The organism is Prosthecobacter sp., from assembly GCF_014879935.1.
Classification (GTDB): Bacteria; Verrucomicrobiota; Verrucomicrobiia; order Verrucomicrobiales; family Verrucomicrobiaceae; genus Prosthecobacter.
Genome location: NZ_JACSRD010000241.1, coordinates 42,687 through 62,668, shown reverse-complemented (window position 1 = coordinate 62,668; position 19,982 = coordinate 42,687). Strand labels below are relative to the sequence as shown.

At 61.6% G+C, this 19,982-nt stretch carries 12 protein-coding genes; 8 read left to right on the top strand and 4 right to left on the bottom strand.

Annotated features, from left to right (window positions below):
• Window positions 1-136: 136 nt before the first annotated feature.
• The 3 genes from IAE77_RS27680 to IAE77_RS27670 are packed head-to-tail and all read left to right on the top strand — an operon-like array spanning window position 137 to window position 3,305.
• Window positions 137-1,591 carry a DUF1501 domain-containing protein gene (locus IAE77_RS27680; protein WP_294234024.1) on the top strand — a complete coding sequence of 485 codons (1,455 nt, stop codon included), beginning with the start codon at window positions 137-139 and terminating at the stop codon, window positions 1,589-1,591.
• Window positions 1,592-1,623: 32 nt separating this feature from the next.
• Window positions 1,624-2,313, top strand: coding sequence for a hypothetical protein (locus tag IAE77_RS27675; protein WP_294234022.1), 690 nt, complete (start codon window positions 1,624-1,626; stop codon window positions 2,311-2,313).
• 47 nt (window positions 2,314-2,360) lie between these two features.
• A complete protein-coding gene (locus IAE77_RS27670; RefSeq protein WP_294234019.1) occupies window positions 2,361-3,305 on the top strand; it encodes a TraB/GumN family protein in 945 nt (314 codons plus the stop codon).
• A 66-nt stretch (window positions 3,306-3,371) separates the two neighbouring features.
• On the opposite strand, the gene IAE77_RS27665 is transcribed toward IAE77_RS27670, so the two are convergent.
• On the bottom strand, window positions 3,372-4,343 hold the full coding sequence (locus IAE77_RS27665) for a KpsF/GutQ family sugar-phosphate isomerase (RefSeq protein ID WP_294234016.1): 972 nt from the start codon (window positions 4,341-4,343) through the stop codon (window positions 3,372-3,374).
• A gap of 102 nt (window positions 4,344-4,445) precedes the next feature.
• Between IAE77_RS27665 and IAE77_RS27660 the strand changes: the two genes are divergently transcribed.
• The gene (locus tag IAE77_RS27660) at window positions 4,446-5,477 is read left to right on the top strand and encodes a hypothetical protein (RefSeq protein ID WP_294234012.1); all 1,032 of its coding nucleotides are present in this window, start codon (window positions 4,446-4,448) and stop codon (window positions 5,475-5,477) included.
• Window positions 5,478-5,533: 56 nt separating this feature from the next.
• Here the strand turns inward: IAE77_RS27660 and IAE77_RS27655 are convergent, their stop codons facing one another.
• Window positions 5,534-5,767 carry a ferredoxin gene (locus IAE77_RS27655; RefSeq protein ID WP_294234010.1) on the bottom strand — a complete coding sequence of 78 codons (234 nt, stop codon included), beginning with the start codon at window positions 5,765-5,767 and terminating at the stop codon, window positions 5,534-5,536.
• A gap of 180 nt (window positions 5,768-5,947) precedes the next feature.
• Here IAE77_RS27655 and IAE77_RS27650 point away from each other — a divergent pair, with 180 nt between their 5' ends.
• A complete protein-coding gene (locus IAE77_RS27650) occupies window positions 5,948-12,517 on the top strand; it encodes a hypothetical protein (RefSeq protein ID WP_294234007.1) in 6,570 nt (2,189 codons plus the stop codon).
• Between the two features lie 97 nt (window positions 12,518-12,614).
• Window positions 12,615-13,664, top strand: a complete 1,050-nt coding sequence (locus IAE77_RS27645; RefSeq protein ID WP_294234004.1) for an MBL fold metallo-hydrolase — start codon at window positions 12,615-12,617, stop codon at window positions 13,662-13,664.
• A gap of 193 nt (window positions 13,665-13,857) precedes the next feature.
• Here IAE77_RS27645 and IAE77_RS27640 read toward each other — a convergent pair whose 3' ends face one another.
• Window positions 13,858-15,162, bottom strand: a complete 1,305-nt coding sequence (locus tag IAE77_RS27640) for a right-handed parallel beta-helix repeat-containing protein (protein ID WP_294234001.1) — start codon at window positions 15,160-15,162, stop codon at window positions 13,858-13,860.
• Between the two features lie 66 nt (window positions 15,163-15,228).
• Between IAE77_RS27640 and IAE77_RS27635 the strand changes: the two genes are divergently transcribed.
• Window positions 15,229-16,218, top strand: coding sequence for a Fic family protein (locus IAE77_RS27635; RefSeq protein ID WP_294233998.1), 990 nt, complete (start codon window positions 15,229-15,231; stop codon window positions 16,216-16,218).
• Window positions 16,219-16,256: 38 nt separating this feature from the next.
• On the top strand, window positions 16,257-18,290 hold the full coding sequence (locus IAE77_RS27630; protein WP_294233995.1) for an FAD-dependent oxidoreductase: 2,034 nt from the start codon (window positions 16,257-16,259) through the stop codon (window positions 18,288-18,290).
• Between the two features lie 12 nt (window positions 18,291-18,302).
• On the opposite strand, the gene IAE77_RS27625 is transcribed toward IAE77_RS27630, so the two are convergent.
• Window positions 18,303-19,979, bottom strand: coding sequence for a hypothetical protein (locus IAE77_RS27625; RefSeq protein ID WP_294233993.1), 1,677 nt, complete (start codon window positions 19,977-19,979; stop codon window positions 18,303-18,305).
• Between the last annotated feature and the right edge of the window lie 3 nt (window positions 19,980-19,982).

Genomic DNA, 19,982 nt, shown 5'->3' with positions numbered 1-19,982 from the left:
GAACCAGAACCTCGCAGAGACCGGCGCTTCTTGGACGATAAGAGCGAAGTTTGATGGCGGAGCGCCGCACAGGGGACTGTGCGCACCACTTTGAGCTGAAAGAGCCGTGTGGATGGCGACGATTCGTCGCCACTCCATGAACCCGCTTGACGCCAACCGCCTGCATCTGACCCGCCGTGCCCTGTTTGGGAAGACGGCGATGGGGCTGGGTGGAGCGGCCTTGGGATCGCTGCTGACGCGGGAAGGATTCGCGGCGCAGATGGCGGATGCGATGGCTCCGGCGCTGCCGCATTTCGCACCGAGGGCGAAACGGGTGATCTACCTGCTGCAAAACGGTGCGCCTTCCCATGTGGACCTTTTTGATCATAAACCGATGCTCAAGAAGATGCATGGCACGCAGATTCCGGACAGCGTGGTGGGAGGAAAGCGCTTCAGCACGATGACCGGCGGACAGACAGCGCGGCCGGTGCTGGGCGAGATCACGAATTTCTCCCGCCACGGCCGCAGTGGCGCGACGGTGAGCGATTTCATGCCGCATACGGCGGCGATCTCTGACGATTTGTGCTTCATCAAGTCGATGCACACGACGCAGGTGAACCACGCGCCGGCGATCACGTTTTTCATGACGGGCAGCGAGCAGGCGGGGCGTCCGGCGATCGGTTCGTGGCTGAGCTACGGCCTGGGCAGCGATTGCGACGATCTGCCGGCTTTCGTGGTGATGACCTCGCGCGACAAGGAGGCGAGCTGTGGCCAGATTTTTTATGACTTCTGCTGGGGCAGCGGCTTTCTGCCGTCGAAGTATCAGGGCGTGAAGTTCCGCGGCAGCGGCGATCCCGTTTTGTATCTGAGCAATCCCGACGGCATGAGCCGCGAGATGAAGCGCACCATTCTGGACGGCATCGCCGGCCTGAACGAGATGAAGCTGAAGGATTACGGCGATCCGGAGATCGCCACGCGCATCGCGCAATACGAGATGGCCTACAAGATGCAGGCCAGCGTGCCGGAGCTGACGGATTTTTCGAACGAACCGAAGCACATCCTGGACATGTATGGCCCGGACGTGATGCGGCAGGGCAGCTACGCCTACAACTGCCTCATGGCGCGGCGTCTGGCAGAACGCGGCGTGCGTTTCGTGCAGCTCATGCATGCGGGTTGGGACCAGCATCGCAATCTGAACACGCAGCTCAAGATTCAAGCCACCGACACGGACGCGCCGAGCGCGGCGCTGGTGAAGGATTTGAAGCAACGCGGGCTGCTGGAGGATACGCTGGTCATCTGGGGCGGTGAGTTTGGCCGCACGCCGTTCCTGCAGGGCAAGATCGAGGACACGAAGCAGTGGGGCCGCGATCATCATCCGTATGTGTTCACGATCTGGATGGCCGGTGGTGGCATAAAACCCGGCATGACCTACGGCGAGAGCGACGAATTCGGCTTCAACGTGGCGAAGGACGGCGTCCATGTTCACGACTTTCAGGCCACGCTGATGCACCTGCTCGGCATCGACCACGACCGCTTCACCTTCCGCTTCCAAGGCCGCCAGTTCCGGCTCACGGACGTGCATGGGAATGTGGTGCGGCAGGTGGTGGCTTGATCTCACAAGCTCGGTCGTTGTATTACAGCAGCATGAGCACCTCACAGGCCCCGAAACGACTCCACTATGGCTGGGTGGTGGTGCTGGCACAGTTGACGTTTATCGGCAGTTGTTTCTGGGATCTCACCCTTTACCCATCGAGCGAGGGAGTCTTGGCGTTTGCGTGCTACATGACGGCGATTATCACCATTCCGGCCGCTTTCATACTTGGCATCTGGTTGTTGATCGTGTGGCTGGTTTATGCGTCGAGACGCATATGGCATGGGCGGACGTGGCTAGGACTGCTGCCATCGGCGTTTATGTTAGTCTCAGCCCTGTTCCACGCCTCGACCTATTCCAGGGAAGACGGGATCCGGAAACTCTTCGTCGAATACTTTGCAGTCGAGATTCCGCCAGATGCAGAGGGAATGGATGTCTCTGCGCCGACACTGGCGTACTCTGGTAACAAAGCGTTTACCTTCCGATGCTCGAAGCAGAGCACTGTGGCTCTTATAAAAGCGCTCAAGATGGAACCTCACCACCAGCGAGCCCCATTCTTGTCCCACCCCCTCGTCCCCGACTGGACTGATGAGCATTGGCAAAGTGCGCACCTGTACGAGTATGTGGATGACGAAGGGACCCAGAATCGCCTGATCACCGTCGGTTCGCTGGAAAGTGTGCTGATCACACGCTGGCCTTTCTATACCCCTGCCGTTCACGAGTCCGATCAGAAGCATCGCTAACTCACATCCCAGTTGCAACCCTCCTTGGCCGCGTGTTTGGATCGCGAATGCCCTTCTTCCGCCTCCTTTTGACCTTCGCAATCATCGTTTGCGCGAGCGCCTGCGAACGTGAGGCGGCCAGGACCGACAGGATGGACGAATCGTCCGCTTTTGTACCAGACGGCGATGGCGACGGCAGCGTGTGGGTGGTGGACGCGCCAAACGGCGGCCGTCTCTATCTCTGCGGCACGATTCACATCTTGCGCGAAAAGGATTACCCGCTGGCCCCTGGCTACGAGGCGGCCTACATGTACTCCAACAAGCTCGTGCTGGAACTGCCGCCAGGAGCGGCTTCCGGCGCGGAGCTGACCAGCCGCATGTCCCAGCTCGGCATGTATTCCGCAGACACCTCCCTCCAGGCGCATGTGAGCAAGGAAACCTGGCAGGCTGTCAAAAAGTGGACGGAGAAGCACGGTCTGGACATGTCATCCATGAACCGCTACCGCCCCTGGTTCGTGGCGTTGCTGATGACGAATGTGGAGTATGCGAACCTGGGTGCGAAGCCGGACATGGGCGTGGACTCCCACTTTGAGCAGCGGGCGAAGCAGGATGGCAAGCCGATGGAGGGTCTGGAGACCGTGGAGTTCCAGATCCAGCTTTTCGCCTCGCTGACCGACCAGCAGCAACGCGAGCTCCTGGAGCAGACGCTGGGTGAGGTCAGCGGCGTGGCCCAGGAGTATGAAAAGCTGATCCAGGCCTGGCGGCATGGCAATCTGGAGACGCTGCAGGACATGCTGTATCGCGAGGCGGAGAAGTATCCCGACCTGCTGAATCTCTTCCTCGTCGCACGAAACCTGGCCTGGATGGGGCACCTGGAGCCGATGCTGAAGAATGGCGAAAAGGTCATGGTGCTCGTCGGCACCGGCCATTTCACCTCGGACACGGGATTGATCGAGCTTTTCCGCCAACGCGGCTACCGCGTGCGGCACTACCGCGAGGTGACGGACTTCTGAGTTCGTTTCAGGTTTCAGGTCTCAAGTTTCACGTCACGCACCGCCTGAAACCTGAAACTTGGAACCTCAAATCAGCCGCAGGCGTGTCAGGTCCTGTGTGTCGATCATCCCGACGGCTCTACCATCTCCATCGACCACCACCACGTCATCGATGCGATACTTCTGGAGTGTCGCCAGCACCTCGGCGGCGAGTTTGTCAGCCTGGATGCTGATGGGGCTCGGCGTCATGAAACCGCTCACCGCTTTCGCCGCGATGGCGTCGTCTTTCTGGAAGGCGCGGACAAAGTCTCCATGCGTGAAGACGCCGGCCAGGGTGCCGTCGTCGTTTTCGACGATCGCGGCCCCACTGCGGGCCTTTGTCATGGCCTCCAGCGCCTCGCGCACGTGCGTGTCCGGCGTGATTTTCGCCAATTGGTCGCCACTGCGCATCACGTCGCTGACCCGGGTGAGCAGCGCCCGGCCGAGCGAGCCGCCCGGGTGTAATTTCGCAAAGTCCTCCGACTGGAAGCCGCGGGCTTCAAGGAGCGCCATCGCCAGCGCGTCGCACAGGACCAGCATCGTCGTGGTGCTGGAGGTCGGGGCCAGATTCAGCGGGCAGGCCTCCTGGGTGACATGCACATCGAGCACGACATCGGCATTTTTCGCCAGGGTGGACTGCAGTCCACCCGTGATGGCGACGATGGGAATGTCGAATCGCTTCAGATGCGGCAGCAGGTCCAGGAGTTCGGAGGTTTCCCCGCTGTAGCTGAGCAGGATGGCCAGATCGCCAGGATCGACGACCCCCAGGTCGCCATGCAGCGCGTCGCCCACGTTGAGCAGCACCGTGGTCGCACCCGTGCTGTTCAGCGTGGCGGCCAGTTTCCGGCCGATATTCCCGCTTTTGCCCACCCCGCACACGATCAGCTTCCCCCGGTTCCGCACACAGGGCAGCATCAGCTCGATGGCCCGGGCGAAGCTGTCGTCGATCCGTGCGTGCAGCCGCTGCAGCTCGTCAATTTCGAGCTGGATGACGCGGCGTGCCTTCTCCGGGTAATTCATGGGCCGGCGAGTGTAAGCGGAGTCCGGGGTGGGGCAACCAAGTGCTTGAGAATCAATCGTTTCCCCGTCATGATGACCTGCTTTTTTCAATAATCGTCCGTCATGCCAATGTCCTCCGGCTCCATCGGTTCCCATCGCGCCTTCATGGGCGTGGCGTTCACGCTCTGCGTGTGCCTGGGGCTGACCCTGTTCGTCGGCTGGCGCTGGTATTTCGATTCCATCGCCAGCCGGAAGGCGCTGGTTTCACTCGCCCAGAAAGCCGAGACTCGTGCCCGCGAATTGGAAAACCTCGGCCTCACGGTCGATGCGGCCGCAGCAGAGCCGGCACCGGCGTCAGTCCTGCCAAAGATCGCCTCGCCGGCACCAGCCGTCTCCAATCCCCCTGCTGCCGGCACCCCCTCGGCCCCGGTTGGAGCCCCTGAGACCCGGCGTGAATCGCCCGTGCCAGCGATCTCCTCCATCAAGGAACTGCCCCTCAATGAAAGCGGAGAAGACATGACCGCCGCACTGGCCACGCTGGACGAGTTTTGGAAGGCGCAGACCATTGAAGACCGCAAACCGCTGGTCTTCGACCTCGCCCGTGTCGCTCCTCTGATGAAGGACTTCTACGAGAACCAGAAAGGCACCGACCCGGTGCCTGGCAGCATGGCGGCGAAGGCACGCTACGAGATCGATGGCACGGAGATCCTCTACTTCAGCTACGCCAGCAACCGCCCCACAGGATCCCTGGAGGTTGCCATGCGCCGTGGACCGGACGGAAAGTTCCTGATCGACTGGGAAAGCGTCACCGGCTACGGCGAGCTCTCCTTTCAGGCCTTCCGTGAGACGCGGCCGGTCAAACCGGTGCGCATGAGGGCTTACGTGCGCCTGTTTGAGTACTACAACTTCGAGTTCTCCGACTCGTCACGGTATCTCTGCGTGAAGCTCACCTCCGAAAACGGGGAAAGCTCCCTCTACGCCTACACCGAGCGCGGCACGGACCTCTGCCGCTGGCTGGAGACGGACCTCTCCGGCACCGGTCCCACCGGTTTCCGGGGTTACACCCTCATGGTCTCCTTCCCACCGGACGCCCAGTCAAATCAGTGCGTGCGCCTGGAGCAGGTCATCACCCCCCGTTGGCTGGTCCTGCCTTGATCCTGGGTCAAAAACAGGGCCGGAGAGCGTCCGGCCCGTCGGCATCCCGGAAAAAATCACTCGCCGTCGCGGCCGATGGCCTCGACCGGGCAGCCCGTGAGCGCCTCTTCGCAGAGATTGCGTTCCTCATCGGACTCCGGCTGCTTGTAAACGTAGGAATGGCCGCCGTCGTCGTCGCGTTTGAAGTTCGCCGGGGCGGTTTCACGGCACAGATCGCAGTCGATGCACTGGTCATCGACATAATAAGCTCCGGCTGCGTTGTGGGCGTATTTGTTTGCTGCGTCTGCCATGGGTCTGGGAGGTAAGGGCCGCGACAGTAGTTCCCGCCCCCCCTCTTTCAATCACTTTTTTGCCACCTGACGCAGGCACCGGGGCTGCGCACTGCCTGCGAATTGACAGTCGCTTTACAATAAAAGCTCGCCTTACCCGTGATGCTGGCCGCATCGTTGTCCACAACCTGACTTCTGGCCATGAAATCTGCCATCCCCTTCTCACGCCTTCGCTTCCTTCCGTTCGTGCTCGCGTTCGGCCTGTTCTACCCCCTCCACGCCGAAAACGAAATCGGCTTCATCGAGCGCTTCGCTCTCGCGGCGGACCGCGAAAAAGCCCTCGGGGAGCTCGTGCCGGGCTCGGAGGAGTACTATTTCTTCCACGCGCTGCATTACCAAAACGTCCGCGACACGGCGAAGCTCAACAATCTGCTCAACGAGTGGCGGCAGCGCACGCCGGACGAAAACGAGGCACGCCGCGTCATTTTGAACCGCGAGGCCATCTTGAACTATGAGAAGGAGCCGCTCGTCACCCTCAAATACCTCATCGAGCGCCTCGGCATCCGCCACGATCACCAGCGCCAGGTGCCGGATGCGAAGCCGGACCTGCCCACCAGCCTCGATCCGGCGAAAATCAGCCGCGAGGTCTTTCTGCGTGATGCTTTGAACAACGACCGCGGCCTCCAAAGCCTCTCGCAGGAGGCGCTCGCCTCGCTCATTCGCGATCAGGTGCCGCTCACGCCGGATCAACGCCGCAGCGTGCTGCAAAAGCTCCAGCGCCCCGATGTGCCAAATCTGATCGAGGCGGTGAAAGCGGACTTCCAAGCCGAGCCGAGCATCGGTTTTGGCGATTTGCCGATTCATCGGCAGCTTTTGCTCACGCAGCTGGATGAGCTGAGAGGCCAGAACATCGGCAGCACGGCCTTCATCTACACTTATTTGCGCAAACTGGCCCCCAGCGCCGATGTGAACCTCGAATTCGACGAAGCGGAGCGCGAGGCCTGGCTCGACCGCGTGTGGGCCTTCGCGAAGGGCGTCAACTCGCACAAAACCCTCAAAGCCCGCATCCTTTACCTCCGCCTCGATCACGACCGCAAAAAGGGCGTCTATGATCGCGAGCGCTTCCTCACCTACCTGAAGCTCCCGCGCCGCATGGCCTACATCAACGAGGAGTTCCTCCGCACCTACAACTCCGACTGGTGCGACCTCGACGCCGACCTCAGCGATCCGCTCATCAGCTCGCCCCCCGTCCACAACGATGAAGAACTCGTCCGCGACTACTTCCTCCACCTCTTTGCCACATCCGCGAAAGCCGACTCGAATCCGCGCGATCTCCTCGCCCCGTGGATCGAGCACGTCAGCGACACCTGGCTGAAGCCCATCCTTGCCGAGGCGCTCATCACGAATGGCATTGGCAATCCCGAACGCTGGGCCTCGCTCATCACGCCGACGGAGTTTCAGGCGCTCAAAGACCGCGTGGACATCGAATTCCCCGCCACGAATGCGCCGCAGTTCCTGCCGGGCGATGACATCGCGTTCGATGTGGTCGTCAAAAACACGCCGAAGCTCATCGTGAAGATTTTCGAGCTCAACACGCTCAACTTTTTCCAGACGCAGCAGCGCCAGCTCAACACCGACCTCAATCTCGACGGCCTCGTCGCCAACAGCGAGCAGACGCACGCCTTCGATGGCGGCCCGTTCACGCGCACGCGGCAAAAATTCGCCTTCCCCGACCTCAAAGGCAAACGCGGGGCCTGGATCATCGAATTCATCGGCGGTGGCCGCAGCAGCCGTGCGCTCATCCGCACCGGCCAGTGGCACCTTTTGCAGCAAACCGGCCCCGCGGGCGATTTGGTGCTCGTGCTCGATGAAAAGAACCAGCCCGTCAAAGACGCCGTCGCATGGTTTGAGGGGCGCAAACTCACCGTCGATGAAAAACTCGGCCGCATCGCCATTCCGTTCACGAATCAGCCCGGCACGAAGAACCTCATCATCGGCGATGCCGCCGGCACCTTCGCCACACTCACGCAATTTAACCACCACGCCGAGGAATACCGTCTTGATGCGCAATTCCACATCGAGCGCGAGCAACTCCTCGCGCGTCGCGAGGCCACGCTGGCCGTGCGCACCGCCTTGATGCTCGGGGAGACACATCTCGCCCCCGAACTGCTCACCGAGCCCAAGCTGACCATCACCAGCATCACCCACGACGGCATTTCGACGACGCGTGAAGTCAAAGACCTCAAACTCAGCGCCGGCAGCGTCCTCACGCACACGCTCACCGTGCCCGAGCGTCTCGCCAGCTTCAGCGTCACGCTCAGTGGCAAGGTGGATGTCCTCAGTGCCGGTGGCACGAAGCGCGATCTCAACGCCAGCCACACCTGGACGCTCAACGGCATCGACAAAACCGAAGCCACCAACGACGGCCATCTCAGCACCTTCGATGGCAGCCGCGTCTTTGAGCTTCTCGGCAAAAACGGCGAACCCGTCGCCGACCAGCAAGTCATCTTCACCTTCAAGCATCGCGACTTCACCCGCGTGCAGACCCACGCCCTCAAAACCGACGACAAAGGCCGCGTCGCCCTCGGCAATCTCGACGGCATCGAGCAAATCACCGCAAGAATCCCCAACGGTCGCCAGTCCTCCTGGCCGCTTGAGGAAGCCGACACGACGCCGTCTGCTACGATTCACCTCAAAGAGGGCGAGACCGCGCACATTCCGTGGAGCACGGGTTTCCAACCCGCAGCAGCAGCGCAACGCCCCATCGCTTCCTTACTCGCCCAAACCTCCGGCACTTACACCGCCGACCTCTCCTCCCTCCTCCAAACAGAAAAAAATTTCCTCACCATCACCGGCCTCAAACCCGGGGACTACTCCCTGCAAATCTCCGGCCAGCCGCTCATCACCATCAAAGTCACCGCAGGCACCCAAATCGGCGGCTGGGTCCTCGGCAAGCACCGCCAGCTCGAACTCAAAGGCAATTCGCCGCTCCAAATCACCGAGACCACCACCGACAAAGACTTCATCACCGTCAAACTCGCGAACAGCAGCCCGTTTGCCCGCGTGCATGTTGCTGCATCGCGATTCGATCCTGGCAGCGGTCTTTTTGGCGGTCTTGGCGGCTTCGCACGCTTCGGCGCGGCTTCTGGCACACCTGCACGCAATCCCAACCTCTACTCCGCCGACCGCGAGATCGGCGATGAATACCGCTACATCCTGGAACGCCGTTACGCGAAGCTCTTCCCCGGCAACATGCTCACCCGCCCCGGCCTGCTGCTCAATCCGTGGGAAATTCGCAGCACTGATCTCGATGCGCTCGCCAATCAAGCCGGTGAAGGCGCGTCCATGACTCGCGGTGGAGCCGCTGGAGCGGTCGAAGCTCCCAAAGCGATGCCCGCGAAGAAGATGAAGGCCCAGGCAGGCCCGCAAGGCGGCACGAACCTCGATTTCATCGCCAGCGCCGCGCCGGTCATCTACAACCTCGTTTCCGACAAAGAAGGCGTCGTGCGCATCGAGCGCAAGATGTTCGGCGACCGCCAGCACGTGCAAATCTACGCCGAGGACCTGCAAAACGCCTCGTGGCGCACGCTCACGCTGCCGGAGGTGCCGACGAAATTTGCCGATCAGCGCCTCGCGCGGAATCTCGATCCCGCGAAGCCCTTCACGCAGAAAAAAGAGATCACCGTGCTCGATACCGGCAAGTCACTCACCCTCACCGACATCCTCACGAGCGAGTTGGAGACCTACGAGACGCTCAGCGGCGTGTACAGCCTCTTGAACACGCTCAATCCTCACCTCGCCGAGTTCGCCTTCGTGCTGAACTGGCCGAAGCTCAAAGACGACGAAAAGCTCGCCAAATACGGCGAATACGCCTGCCACGAGCTCAACCTCTTCCTCCAGCACAAGGACAAGCCCTTCTTCGACAAAGTCGTGAAGCCCTACCTCGCCCACAAGAAGGACAAGACCTTCATGGACGAGTATCTGCTCGGCCTCGATCTCTCGAAACACCTCGAACCCTGGGCCTACGCCCGCCTGAACATCGTCGAGCGCATCCTGCTGGCTCAGCGCCTTCAAAACGAAGCGCCAAATGCTGCACGGCATGTGCGTGAGCTTTGGGAAATGATCCCGCCGAATCCGGAGGAAGCGGACCGCCTGTTTGAGACGGCGCTGCGCGGCCGGGCGATGGAAAAAGGGGACCTCGATGGATTCGACAAGGCCGCTTATGACGCTGCGGCGAAGTCTCCTCCTCCACCCATGTCGCCGATGCCCGCAGCAGCACCTGCGGCCCCGGCGGATAGTTTCGCAGCGGAGGCTCCTGCTGCTGGTGGTGGTTTCGGCAAAGGCATTGGAGTCGGTGGTGCCCCAGGTGCCCTTCGCCGCTCAATGACCGCAGATGAACTCCAGCGTCTTCCCGAGTTGAGAAAAGCTGATGCAGATGGTGATCGCATGGCTGGACGCAAAGAACTGGAAGAGCTTAGAAGTGGACGCGAACTGGCTTTGAACGGTTGGGTGGACCTAAACGAACCGGTTGTGCGAGCTGGTTCCATTGCAGGATTTGGATACTTCGGCAGAGATGCCGCCGGTGCCGCTCGTGGACTCGTCCGCGTCTTCTACCGCGCCCTTGGCCCGACGAAGGAATGGGCGGAGAACAATTACTACAAGCGGCGCATCACCGAGCAGAACGCCGATCTCATCACGGTGAATGCCTTTTGGCACGATTACGCCGCGTGGGTGGCGGCGGGATCGAAGGGTGGCTTCGTTTCACCGAACTTCGCCGAGGCTTGCCACAGCTTCCCGGAGATGATGCTGGCGCTGGCGGTGCTCGATCTGCCGTTTGAGGCACCGAAGCACACCACAAAGGCGGAGAACGGCCAGTTCACCTTCACCGCGGGCGGGCCGTGCATTCTTTTCCACAAGGAGATCAAGCCCGTGGATGGCGACAAGTCGGCGCAGGGCCAGCTCCTCGTCTCGCAGAGCTTCTTCCGGCAGGGCGACCGCTACCGGATGGAGGGCAATGAGAAGTTCGAGAAGTATGTGACGGACGAATTCCTCACCGGCGTGACCTACGGCGCGAATGTCGTCGTCACGAACCCGACGAGCAGTCGCGTGAAGGCCGCCGTGCTGCTGCAAATCCCGCAGGGCGCGCTTCCCATCCTCGGCAGCAAGGCCACCGACTCGAAACAGGTGCGCCTGGAGCCCTACACGACGCAGACCTTTGAGTATCACTTCTACTTCCCTGCGGTGTCCGCGAAGGCGGGCGTGAAGTTCGCGCACTTCCCCGTGAACGTCGGCGGTGCGGCGGCGAAGCCGATGGAATTCAACGTCGTGGCCAAACTCACGCAGGTGGACAAGGCCTCGTGGGATTACGTCTCGCAAAACAGCACCGAGGCCGAGGTCTTCGCTTTCCTGGAGCAGAACAACCTTGAAGCGCTCGACCTCGAACGCGTCGCCTGGCGCTGCAAGCAGGGCGATTTCTACCAGAAGCTCGTCGGCTTCATGAATCAGCATCATGTCGGCAACGACGCGGTCTTCAGCTACGCCTTCCTGCACAACGACGCGGCGATGCTCGGGCAGCTTTTGAAGGACGACGATGGCTACGGCCCCTACTTCGCCAGCAAGCTGCTCACCATCGAACCCATCGAGCTGCGCAGCTACGAGCACCTCGAATACAGCCCGCTCGTCAATCAACGCGCCCATCGACTCGGCAGCGAGTGGCGCATCGCGAATCCCGCGGTGCTGCAGCAATACACGCAGCTCCTCACCGCGCTGGCGCACAAGCCGCAGCTCGATGCCATGGACAGCATGAGCGTGGTTTATCACCTCTTCCTCCAGGACCGCGTCGAGGAGGCTCTGGCACGCTTCAAGGCCATCGACGCCACGAAACTGCCGACGCGCCTCCAACACGACTACTTCCAGTGCTACGCGGCCTTTTACGAGGGGGATGTGGCGGCAGCACGCGGTGTGGCCTCGAAGCGGCTCGCAGGCTCGGAACTGCCTCCACGCTGGAAAACGCTCTTTTCGGATGTTTTGACCCAAACCGACGAAATCGACGGCAAAGCCACGAAGCCCGAAAAACCCAACCAACCCGACCGAGAGGCCCAGCAAGGAGCTTTGACGGCCACCGAGCCCGGTTTTGACTTCAAGGTCGAAAAACAGACCATCTCGCTCAACTGGAAAAACCTCTCCGAGGTCACGCTGAACTACTACCTGATGGATCCGGAGTTCAGCTTCAGCAGCAATCCCTTCGTCAGCCAGGACGCGGGCCGGTTCAGCATCATCAAGCCGAACAAAACCACCACGCAGGCCCTTCCCAAAGACGCCACCAAGCTCGACATGCCGCTGCCGGGCGAATTCGCGAAGGCGAACGTGCTCGTGGAGGTCATCGGTGCCGGAAAACGCCAGACGCAGGCCTACCACGCCAACACGCTCAAGCTCACCCTCACCGAAAACTACGGCCGCCTCGAAACGCGCGACGTCACCACCGACAAACCGCTGCCGAAGGCCTACGTGAAGGTCTATGCGAAGCTCAACAACGGCACCGTCCGCTTCTTCAAAGACGGCTACACCGACCTCCGCGGCCGCTTTGACTACGCCAGCCTGAATGCACCGGAGAATGGGGCTGCACCGCCAAGTGCCGACATGCCTGCCAACGGCCTCGATTACCCGATGCTGAAGCCCGCGGAGCTCAACAACGTCTCCAAGCTCTCCATCCTCGTGCTTAGCGACACCCACGGCGCCACCGTGAAGGAAGTCGATCCGCCGGGACGGTAGCTTCGATTGGCAATCGAAGCCTCAGGGATTCGAGTGACACTCGAATCTACGCCGAGAGACTCTTCCTCACTCAACCGTGAACAACGCACCACCTGCCATGATCCGCACCCTCATCGCCCTCCTCGCCTTCACTCTCACCGCCGTCGCTCGTGACAAGACGCTCGACATCTACTGGATCGACTCCGAAGGCGGTGGCTCGACGCTGATTGTCACACCCGAGGGCGAATCCGTGCTCGTGGACACCGGGAATCCGGGCGGACGCGATCCGCAGCGCATTCAGAAGGTTGCCACCGAGATCGCCGGGCTGAAGCGCATCGATCATGTCGTCATCACGCACTTCCACGGCGACCACTTCGGCGGTCTGGCCGAACTGGCGGCGCTGATGCCCGTGGGCGCGCTTTACGACAAGGGCATCACGGAAGACAGCCCCGATGGCAGAGGCAAGGACATGCGCTGGACCTTGATGAGCCGCCCGTATCGCGATGCGAAGGTGGAAAAGCGTGTGACGCTGGCCGCAGGAGATGTGATTCCACTCAAGCAGAGTGAGAGCGGCCCGAAACTGAAGCTGCGTTGCCTCGGGGCAAATCAGAAGTTCATCCCACCCTATCCCGATCAAGCGCAGAACCCGCTCACCGGCTCCGTGCCGCCGAAAGCGCCTGATCCCACCGACAACGCGAACAGCGTCGTGCTGCTGCTGGAGTTCGGCGACTTCCGCTTCTTTGACGGCGGTGATTTGACCTGGAATGTGGAGGAGAAGCTCGTCACGCCCTTCAACCTCGTCGGCACCGTCGATCTTTATCAGGTCAACCACCACGGCCTCGACGTAAGCAGCAACCCCGTCCTCGTTCGCAGCCTGCAGCCGACGGTTTCCGTGATGAACAACGGCCCGAAGAAAGGCACGAGCAAGAGCGCCATGGACGCCCTGAAGTCCACGCCGACCATCCAGGCCATGTATCAGGTGCATGAGAACATCCGCGACGACCACGAGAACACCGCTGACAAGGCCATGATCGCCAATCACGGCGATCTGGCTGATGGCTGCGCCGCGCATCACATCTACTGCACGGTCACCGCGGACGCAAAGAGCTACACGGTGAATGTGCCGTCGCAGAAGCACTCACGCACGTTCCAGACACGGGCGAAGTGAGCACCGCGCAAGCTTGCGATAAAGCAACGAGCCGGAAAAGTCGTGAATTGTAGATCCCCCTGGGTGCGTCTTCTTTCAGCAGCACCGGTTTAGGTCAGCGGAGCCACAATCCCTATCCCATGACCTCATGAGATAGGCGCAGGTTGACAGCTCTCCAGCCAGACAAGTCCTGCGTTTCGACAAAAGCCATGCATCACGGCTTCATCTCCTGATTGCACACGCCGCGTGTGCCCGGTGGGAAGACGTTGTTGCTGAAATGCAGTCCCTGCGGACCACTGGGCTCGTTGGCGATGAGGACGTCGTAGATGTAGCGCGGCGCACCTGTGTTATGCACAAGATTACCCTGGATGAGCACTTCCGTGAGCGGTGGATCGTCCGGGTCCTGTCCCGCGTCGAATTTGAAGGGCGAACGCTCCTCGCCCCACATCCAGTGCGCATCGCCATAGCCGAAATCGGAGATGAGGTTGTTCGCGATGATCGATCCGCCGTCTGCATTCGCCGGTTTGCCGTCCTGCGCCGGATGTGCCGCCGCTCCGGGCATCAAACCGATCGCCCACAGGTCGTTGCGGCTGAATTGATTGCCCGTGATGAGCACGTTGCGGCTGCCGTGCATCGCCTTCATGCCGATGTGCGCATGATTGACGATGTTGTTCGAGACAATCACATGGTCGCAGTGCAGGTCGATGCCCTGCGCGGCATTTTCGATGTGGTTGCCGAGCAATCGCGTGAAGTCGCTGGTCTCCGGCGCGGTCACCTGGATGGCGCTTCCTTGCCGCCAATTGTCCGTGTAACCGGCGTCCCAGGCCTGCTGGCTGAGATGCGGGCCTTTTTGCGGGTTCTTTTTCACAAAGACACCCAGCTTGAATTTGTCGCGGCTCTCCTTCGACGGGAAATACGTCTCTTCGATGACGTGATTGCCCTCGATGAGTGTGCCCTGGCAATACCGCACCATGATGCCCGTGCCGTCCGTGCAACGAAACGCGTAGCCGGAAACATCGCCCTGCGTGCGGTCATCAATGCTCACCTTCATGTAATTGCGCACCAAACAGCGGCTGATCCGCGTCGTGCGGCTGTCCGTGACCAAAATCGCGCCCGACTTCGTGCGGTTGTTGATCACCTTCACGTTCTCGATGACCAAATCGCGGCAGTTTTGCGCCCGCAGCGCCTCAGTCTGCGTCTCCGTCTTGTCATCCGGCCGCGTGAGCGTCACATCGCGGATCTCGATGCCCTTGGCGTTTTCGATTTCGATAATCGGTTGCTCAGGATTCTGCTGAATGATGCGCCCCGGCCCATAAAGCCCGCTCCGCTCGCCCCGGATACGAATCTTCTCCGTGATCCCATGATCGCCCGCCGGCACAAAAACGAGTTTTCCCGGATTCGCCGCCAAAGCCGCCTGAATCGACGGATAAGCCGCCACGGAGATTTCGCCGGAAACCGGCCCATCCGCCGCGAAAGCGGCTGCGGCGAGAAAAACAGGAAGAAGAAGCCTCAAAGTCATGATTGGGGATTAGAAGCACACACAACGCTTTCCATCCGCGCTTTCCTCATGCTTTAATGACTGCCCATGGGCACGTCCTACCAACCACCCTACACGCTGACACCGCGCGTCCTCGCGCTGGTGGCAGATATTGGTGAGGCGCTGGGGCAGCTCACTGGGCGAGCGGGCTCACCTACTCCGCCGACTTTGCGCCGCGGAAACCGCCTGCGGTCGATCCAAGCCTCTCTGGCCATCGAGAACAACTCACTCACACTCGAGCAAGTTACCGCAGTGATCGCGGGCAAGCGAGTGTTGGGACCACCAAAGGAAATCCAGGAGGTCCGCAATGCCTTCGCCGCCTACGAGGCGATGCCGGCATGGAAACCGTGGTCATCCAAAGATTTGCTGACCGCTCACAAACTGCTCATGAGCGGCCTCGTGGACCATCCGGGACGCTTTCGCACTACTGGCGTCGGAATCGCCCAGGGAAAAAAGATCGTGCATCTGGCTCCGCCTGCCGCCCGCGTGCCGGGACTCATGAACGAGCTGCTCAACTGGCTCAAGAACACCGATGCGCATCCGCTGATCGCGAGCTGCGTGTTTCACTATGAGTTTGAGTTCATCCATCCCTTCTCAGATGGCAACGGGCGCATGGGAAGGCTTTGGCAGACGCTCATCCTGAGCCGGTGGAAGCCGCTGCTGGCCTGGGTGCCGGTCGAAACCGTGATCCGGGAGCGGCAGGCCGAGTATTACGCGGCGCTCGCGACCTCCGACAGGGCGGGCAACTCCACCGCCTTCATCGAATTCCTCCTTTCCGCCCAGCTGCAAGCCCTGCACGAAGCCTCCGCCACCGACCAAGTCGGCGATCAAGTGAGCGACCAAGTCAAAGCGCTTCTCAAATGCCTCGCTGCACAGCCATTGACCGCGCTGGCCTGCATGAAAAAGTTGCGCCTCGCCCACCGGCCCACCTTCCGCAAAAACTACCTGCAACCTGCCCTGGAGGCCGGCCTGATCGAGCGCACGCTGCCTGACAAACCGAACAGCAGCCTGCAAAAGTATCGCCTCCGTCAGAAGTGAGCAGGCCCGCAGGGAATAAACCGTCTTCGCCCCTCATCATGCACCTCCGCGCCTTCTTTTCGCTCTTTCTCGCCTTCACGCTCACATCGCAGGCTGCCAGCACGCAGTTCACGGAGGAGGATCTAGCGGCGTTGGCGGAAAAGCACATCATCGAGTCGCCGGATTACTGGCGGGAGAACGCTACCGAGGCCGGAAAATGCGATGGCGCTCGTGTGGGGTCGCTGTTGATCAAAATCGCGGGCATCTACAAGCCGGTGAAAACGCTGGATGAGGCGCTCGAAGTGCTCACGAAGCAGCGCGTGCTCGGTTCGCCGGATTATTGGAAGAAGACGGCGATTCCCGGCGGCGTGTGCGTCGGCAAAAATGTCGCCATCGTGCTGACTCGCGGTGCGGCGCAGTTGCCGGTCGATCCGCCGAAGTCGGTGAATGCCACGCCGCTGGAGGCGACGAGCTTTGATGAGCTGCGCGAGAGTTATGATGTCGTCATCGCCGGTGCGGGCATGGGTGGTGTCGGTGCAGGGGTGCAGGCAGCGAGACTGGGAGCCAGCGTGCTGCTTTTGGAGGAGACGGACTGGATCGGCGGTCAGGCGATGGCTGCGGGCGTGACCTCGATGGACGAGGGCCGCACGCTGGTGCGCGAGCGCGGGCTCTATCGCGAGCTTTGCGGGCTCATCGCCGCGCATTACCGGCCGCTCGGCGTGAATCATCTCACGGCTTACTGGCATGGTCACGTCGGCGTCGAGCCACGCGTGGGCCGTCGATTGCTCCACGTCATGCTGGGCGATGCGAAAGGCCGTGGCGTGCTCGATCTGGCCCTGCTCGCCCGTGTTTCCAAAGTCACGAAGGATGGCAACACGATCACCGGCGTCGAAATCAGCCATGCAGGCCAGACGCGCCGCATCGCCTGCAAGGTGCTCGTCGATGCCACCGAGTGGGGCGATGTGATCCCGATCACCGGAGCCCGCTATCGTGTGGGCAATTGCCTCAGCGATGCCATCGACCCGAAACGCCATGTGCAGTCCAACACCTGGACCGCCGTGGTGAAACAGTATCCGCAGGGCGTGCCCGATGAGCTGCTCGTGCGCGAAAAACCACCCGGCTACACCGACAAGGTGCACGCCACCTTTGCCAAATCGCTCGTCGCCGGTGAGAAGGTCGATTTGAAGGCCAAACCGTGGAACTGGGCCACCTTCATCGGCTATCGCGGCATGCCGGACAGCGCCCGCCCGGCCGACAACAGCGTCATCACGCGCACGCATTTGAACTACAACAACGACGTGCATTCCACCGTCGCCGAGATCGAAGATCCCGCTGCACGTCTCGCGATGAATCGCGTCATGCAGCTCAAGACGCTGCATCTTCTCCACTATATCCAAGCCACGCTCGGCAAGACCGACTGGTCAGTGGCGAACGACGAAGGCTACGACACGCCCGCGCATTGCGCCGAGGTCGATGCGTGGATCAAGGAGCAACCAGAACTCGCGCCGTTTCGCGCGGTGCTCGTGCATTTCTGCGTCATCCCCTACACGCGCGAGAGCCGCCGCATCGTCGGCCTGCACACGCTGCGTCCCGCCGAGATCGAACGCGTGACCAGCAAGCCGCTGCAATTTCGCCACACCATCGCGCTAGGCGACTACGCCATCGACCTGCACGGCTCCATGCGCAAAGAATGGCTCGAACCCGAGCTCGACCGCGAGAGCGACATCCCGCACAAGTTCGGCGAACGCGGCGTCGGCCCCTTCGCCATTCCGTTCGAGTGCCTCATCCCCGAAACGCTCGATGGCTTCCTCCCCGCCGAGAAAAACTTCAGCCAAAGCCGCATGGTCAACGGCGCCACGCGCCTGCAACCCCACACCCTGAACATCGGCCAGGCCGTCGGCGTCATCGCCGCGCTCGCCGTGCAGCAAAACATCGCCCCGCGAGCCGTCGATCCCGTGAAAGTCCAGCGCCACCTCCTCGAAGCCGGCGATACCCTGACCATCGAGCCCGTCAAAGCCCGCCACGGCACCGCAGCCTGGCGCGAGCTTCAGATGGAGGTGCTGAAGAAGGGCGTGGAGGCCCGTGGTGAATAGCGTTTTGGCAGATCACTTCCCGACCATCTTCTCCATCACTCCTAGCAGCACTTTCGTGCTCGCTTCATCCAGCTCCGGCTCGGAGGGCGAGGTGACACGGCTTTCTCCGCTCAGGAGATGCGGCGTCACAGCATAGATCGGCAGCAGGGCGAGGCGATGATCGGAGGTGCAGGCTCCGACGAGGTGCTTCACGCCTTCGCTTTCGAGGGTGAGCAGCGGTTCGAGGGCGGTGTCGGTGGTGGGTTCCAGTCGCCATGGGCAGTAGGGGCGCTGCCAGCCGGCGGGAGTCTCGGGCGTGTTCACGATCTGCCACGCGGGGTCTCCGGGAAGATGCGCGATGAGTTTGGAGCCGGTGAAGCGCTTCCCCGGCACTGGCAGGTAGGCCTTCTCGGTGCGCTGCAAGGCGCTGCTGAAGGGCGCGAGCACCTTCTTCGGCCATCCGCCATGTCCCATGATCCACAGCACGCGTCCGCCGCGCTTCAGATAATCGGCGAGCGCCGTTTCGAGCACGTCCGTCTTCATCCAGTGGTAGCTGGTGAACTGCGTGGCGACGACGATCATGAGCGGCACCTGCTTCGGCTCTGGAAAACCCTCCGCGAGCAATCGCCGCACATCGAAAGTGGCATGCGGGCGGCCGAGTTTTTGCAGCGTGCGCACCGTGGCGGCACTTTGCACGCGGCTGGAGAAGCCGAGCATGGCATCGTTCATGTCCCATGTGGGCTCCAGGACGATGCCGGTGATGTTTGCATCACCTGGCTGCAACTCACGCAGCACAGGCGCAAAGAGCGCGTCCTCATCCAGGCGACGCTCACGCATGAGCGACTCGATGGTGCTTTTCGCCGCCGCGGTGGCCTCGGGCGTGAGCTGGACCTGCGTGCCGTCTTTGGCGAAACGCATCGCCACCTCCACATCGCGCAAAGTGCGCACCACGGCCCAGGCACCGAGTTCGCCGATGTTTTGCCAGAGCATCTCGCGGCCCTTCAGGTCCTGCGTGTCGATCCAGGCCGCCGCGCCTTGCAGCACCTTCACCCCACGCGAACTACAAAAGCGTGCGCCCTCTTGTCCATAGAGTAGCAGTTCCTGAATCTGCCGTGCGGCATCGCGACCGTCATCACGCAGCATGATCCGATCAATCGCCGCCGCGAAGGCCTCCGCACCGCCTGCGGTGTCGTGCCCCGAGCCGCCGAGATCGAGCAGCGGGGCCACCTTCGAGAAATCACCCTCATGCGGCAGCTTCACCTTCCACGGACCCCAGCCGTAGGTCGCGGTGTGCACCATGGGATCGTGATTGCACGCCGCCATGTCCGCGATGACGTGCGAATGCGACGCGATCCAGTGCGCGATGTGCGCCGCATCGCCCTCGCGAATCGCCTCCACGAGCTGCGCAAAGCCCGCCACGCGTCCATGATCGAGATGCAGATCGTAGCGCGACTTCAGCCCCGCCTGCTTCAGTGCTGCGACGGCCTTCTCTCCGACCTCCTCGGGCAAAAACGGCTGAAAACTGTCCGGGTAATGGCTGTCATGCTTGATCGCCTCCTCGATGATTTCCGGCGTGAATTTCGTCCGCAGCGCCTCCGGTAGCCGACCCATCACCTCACGCGCCACATCATCATGCCCCGCTCCCCACGCTGCAGCGAGTCGTGGCAGGAGAAGGATGGAAAGCAGGGTGATGAGGCGGAGTTCTTGCATGGC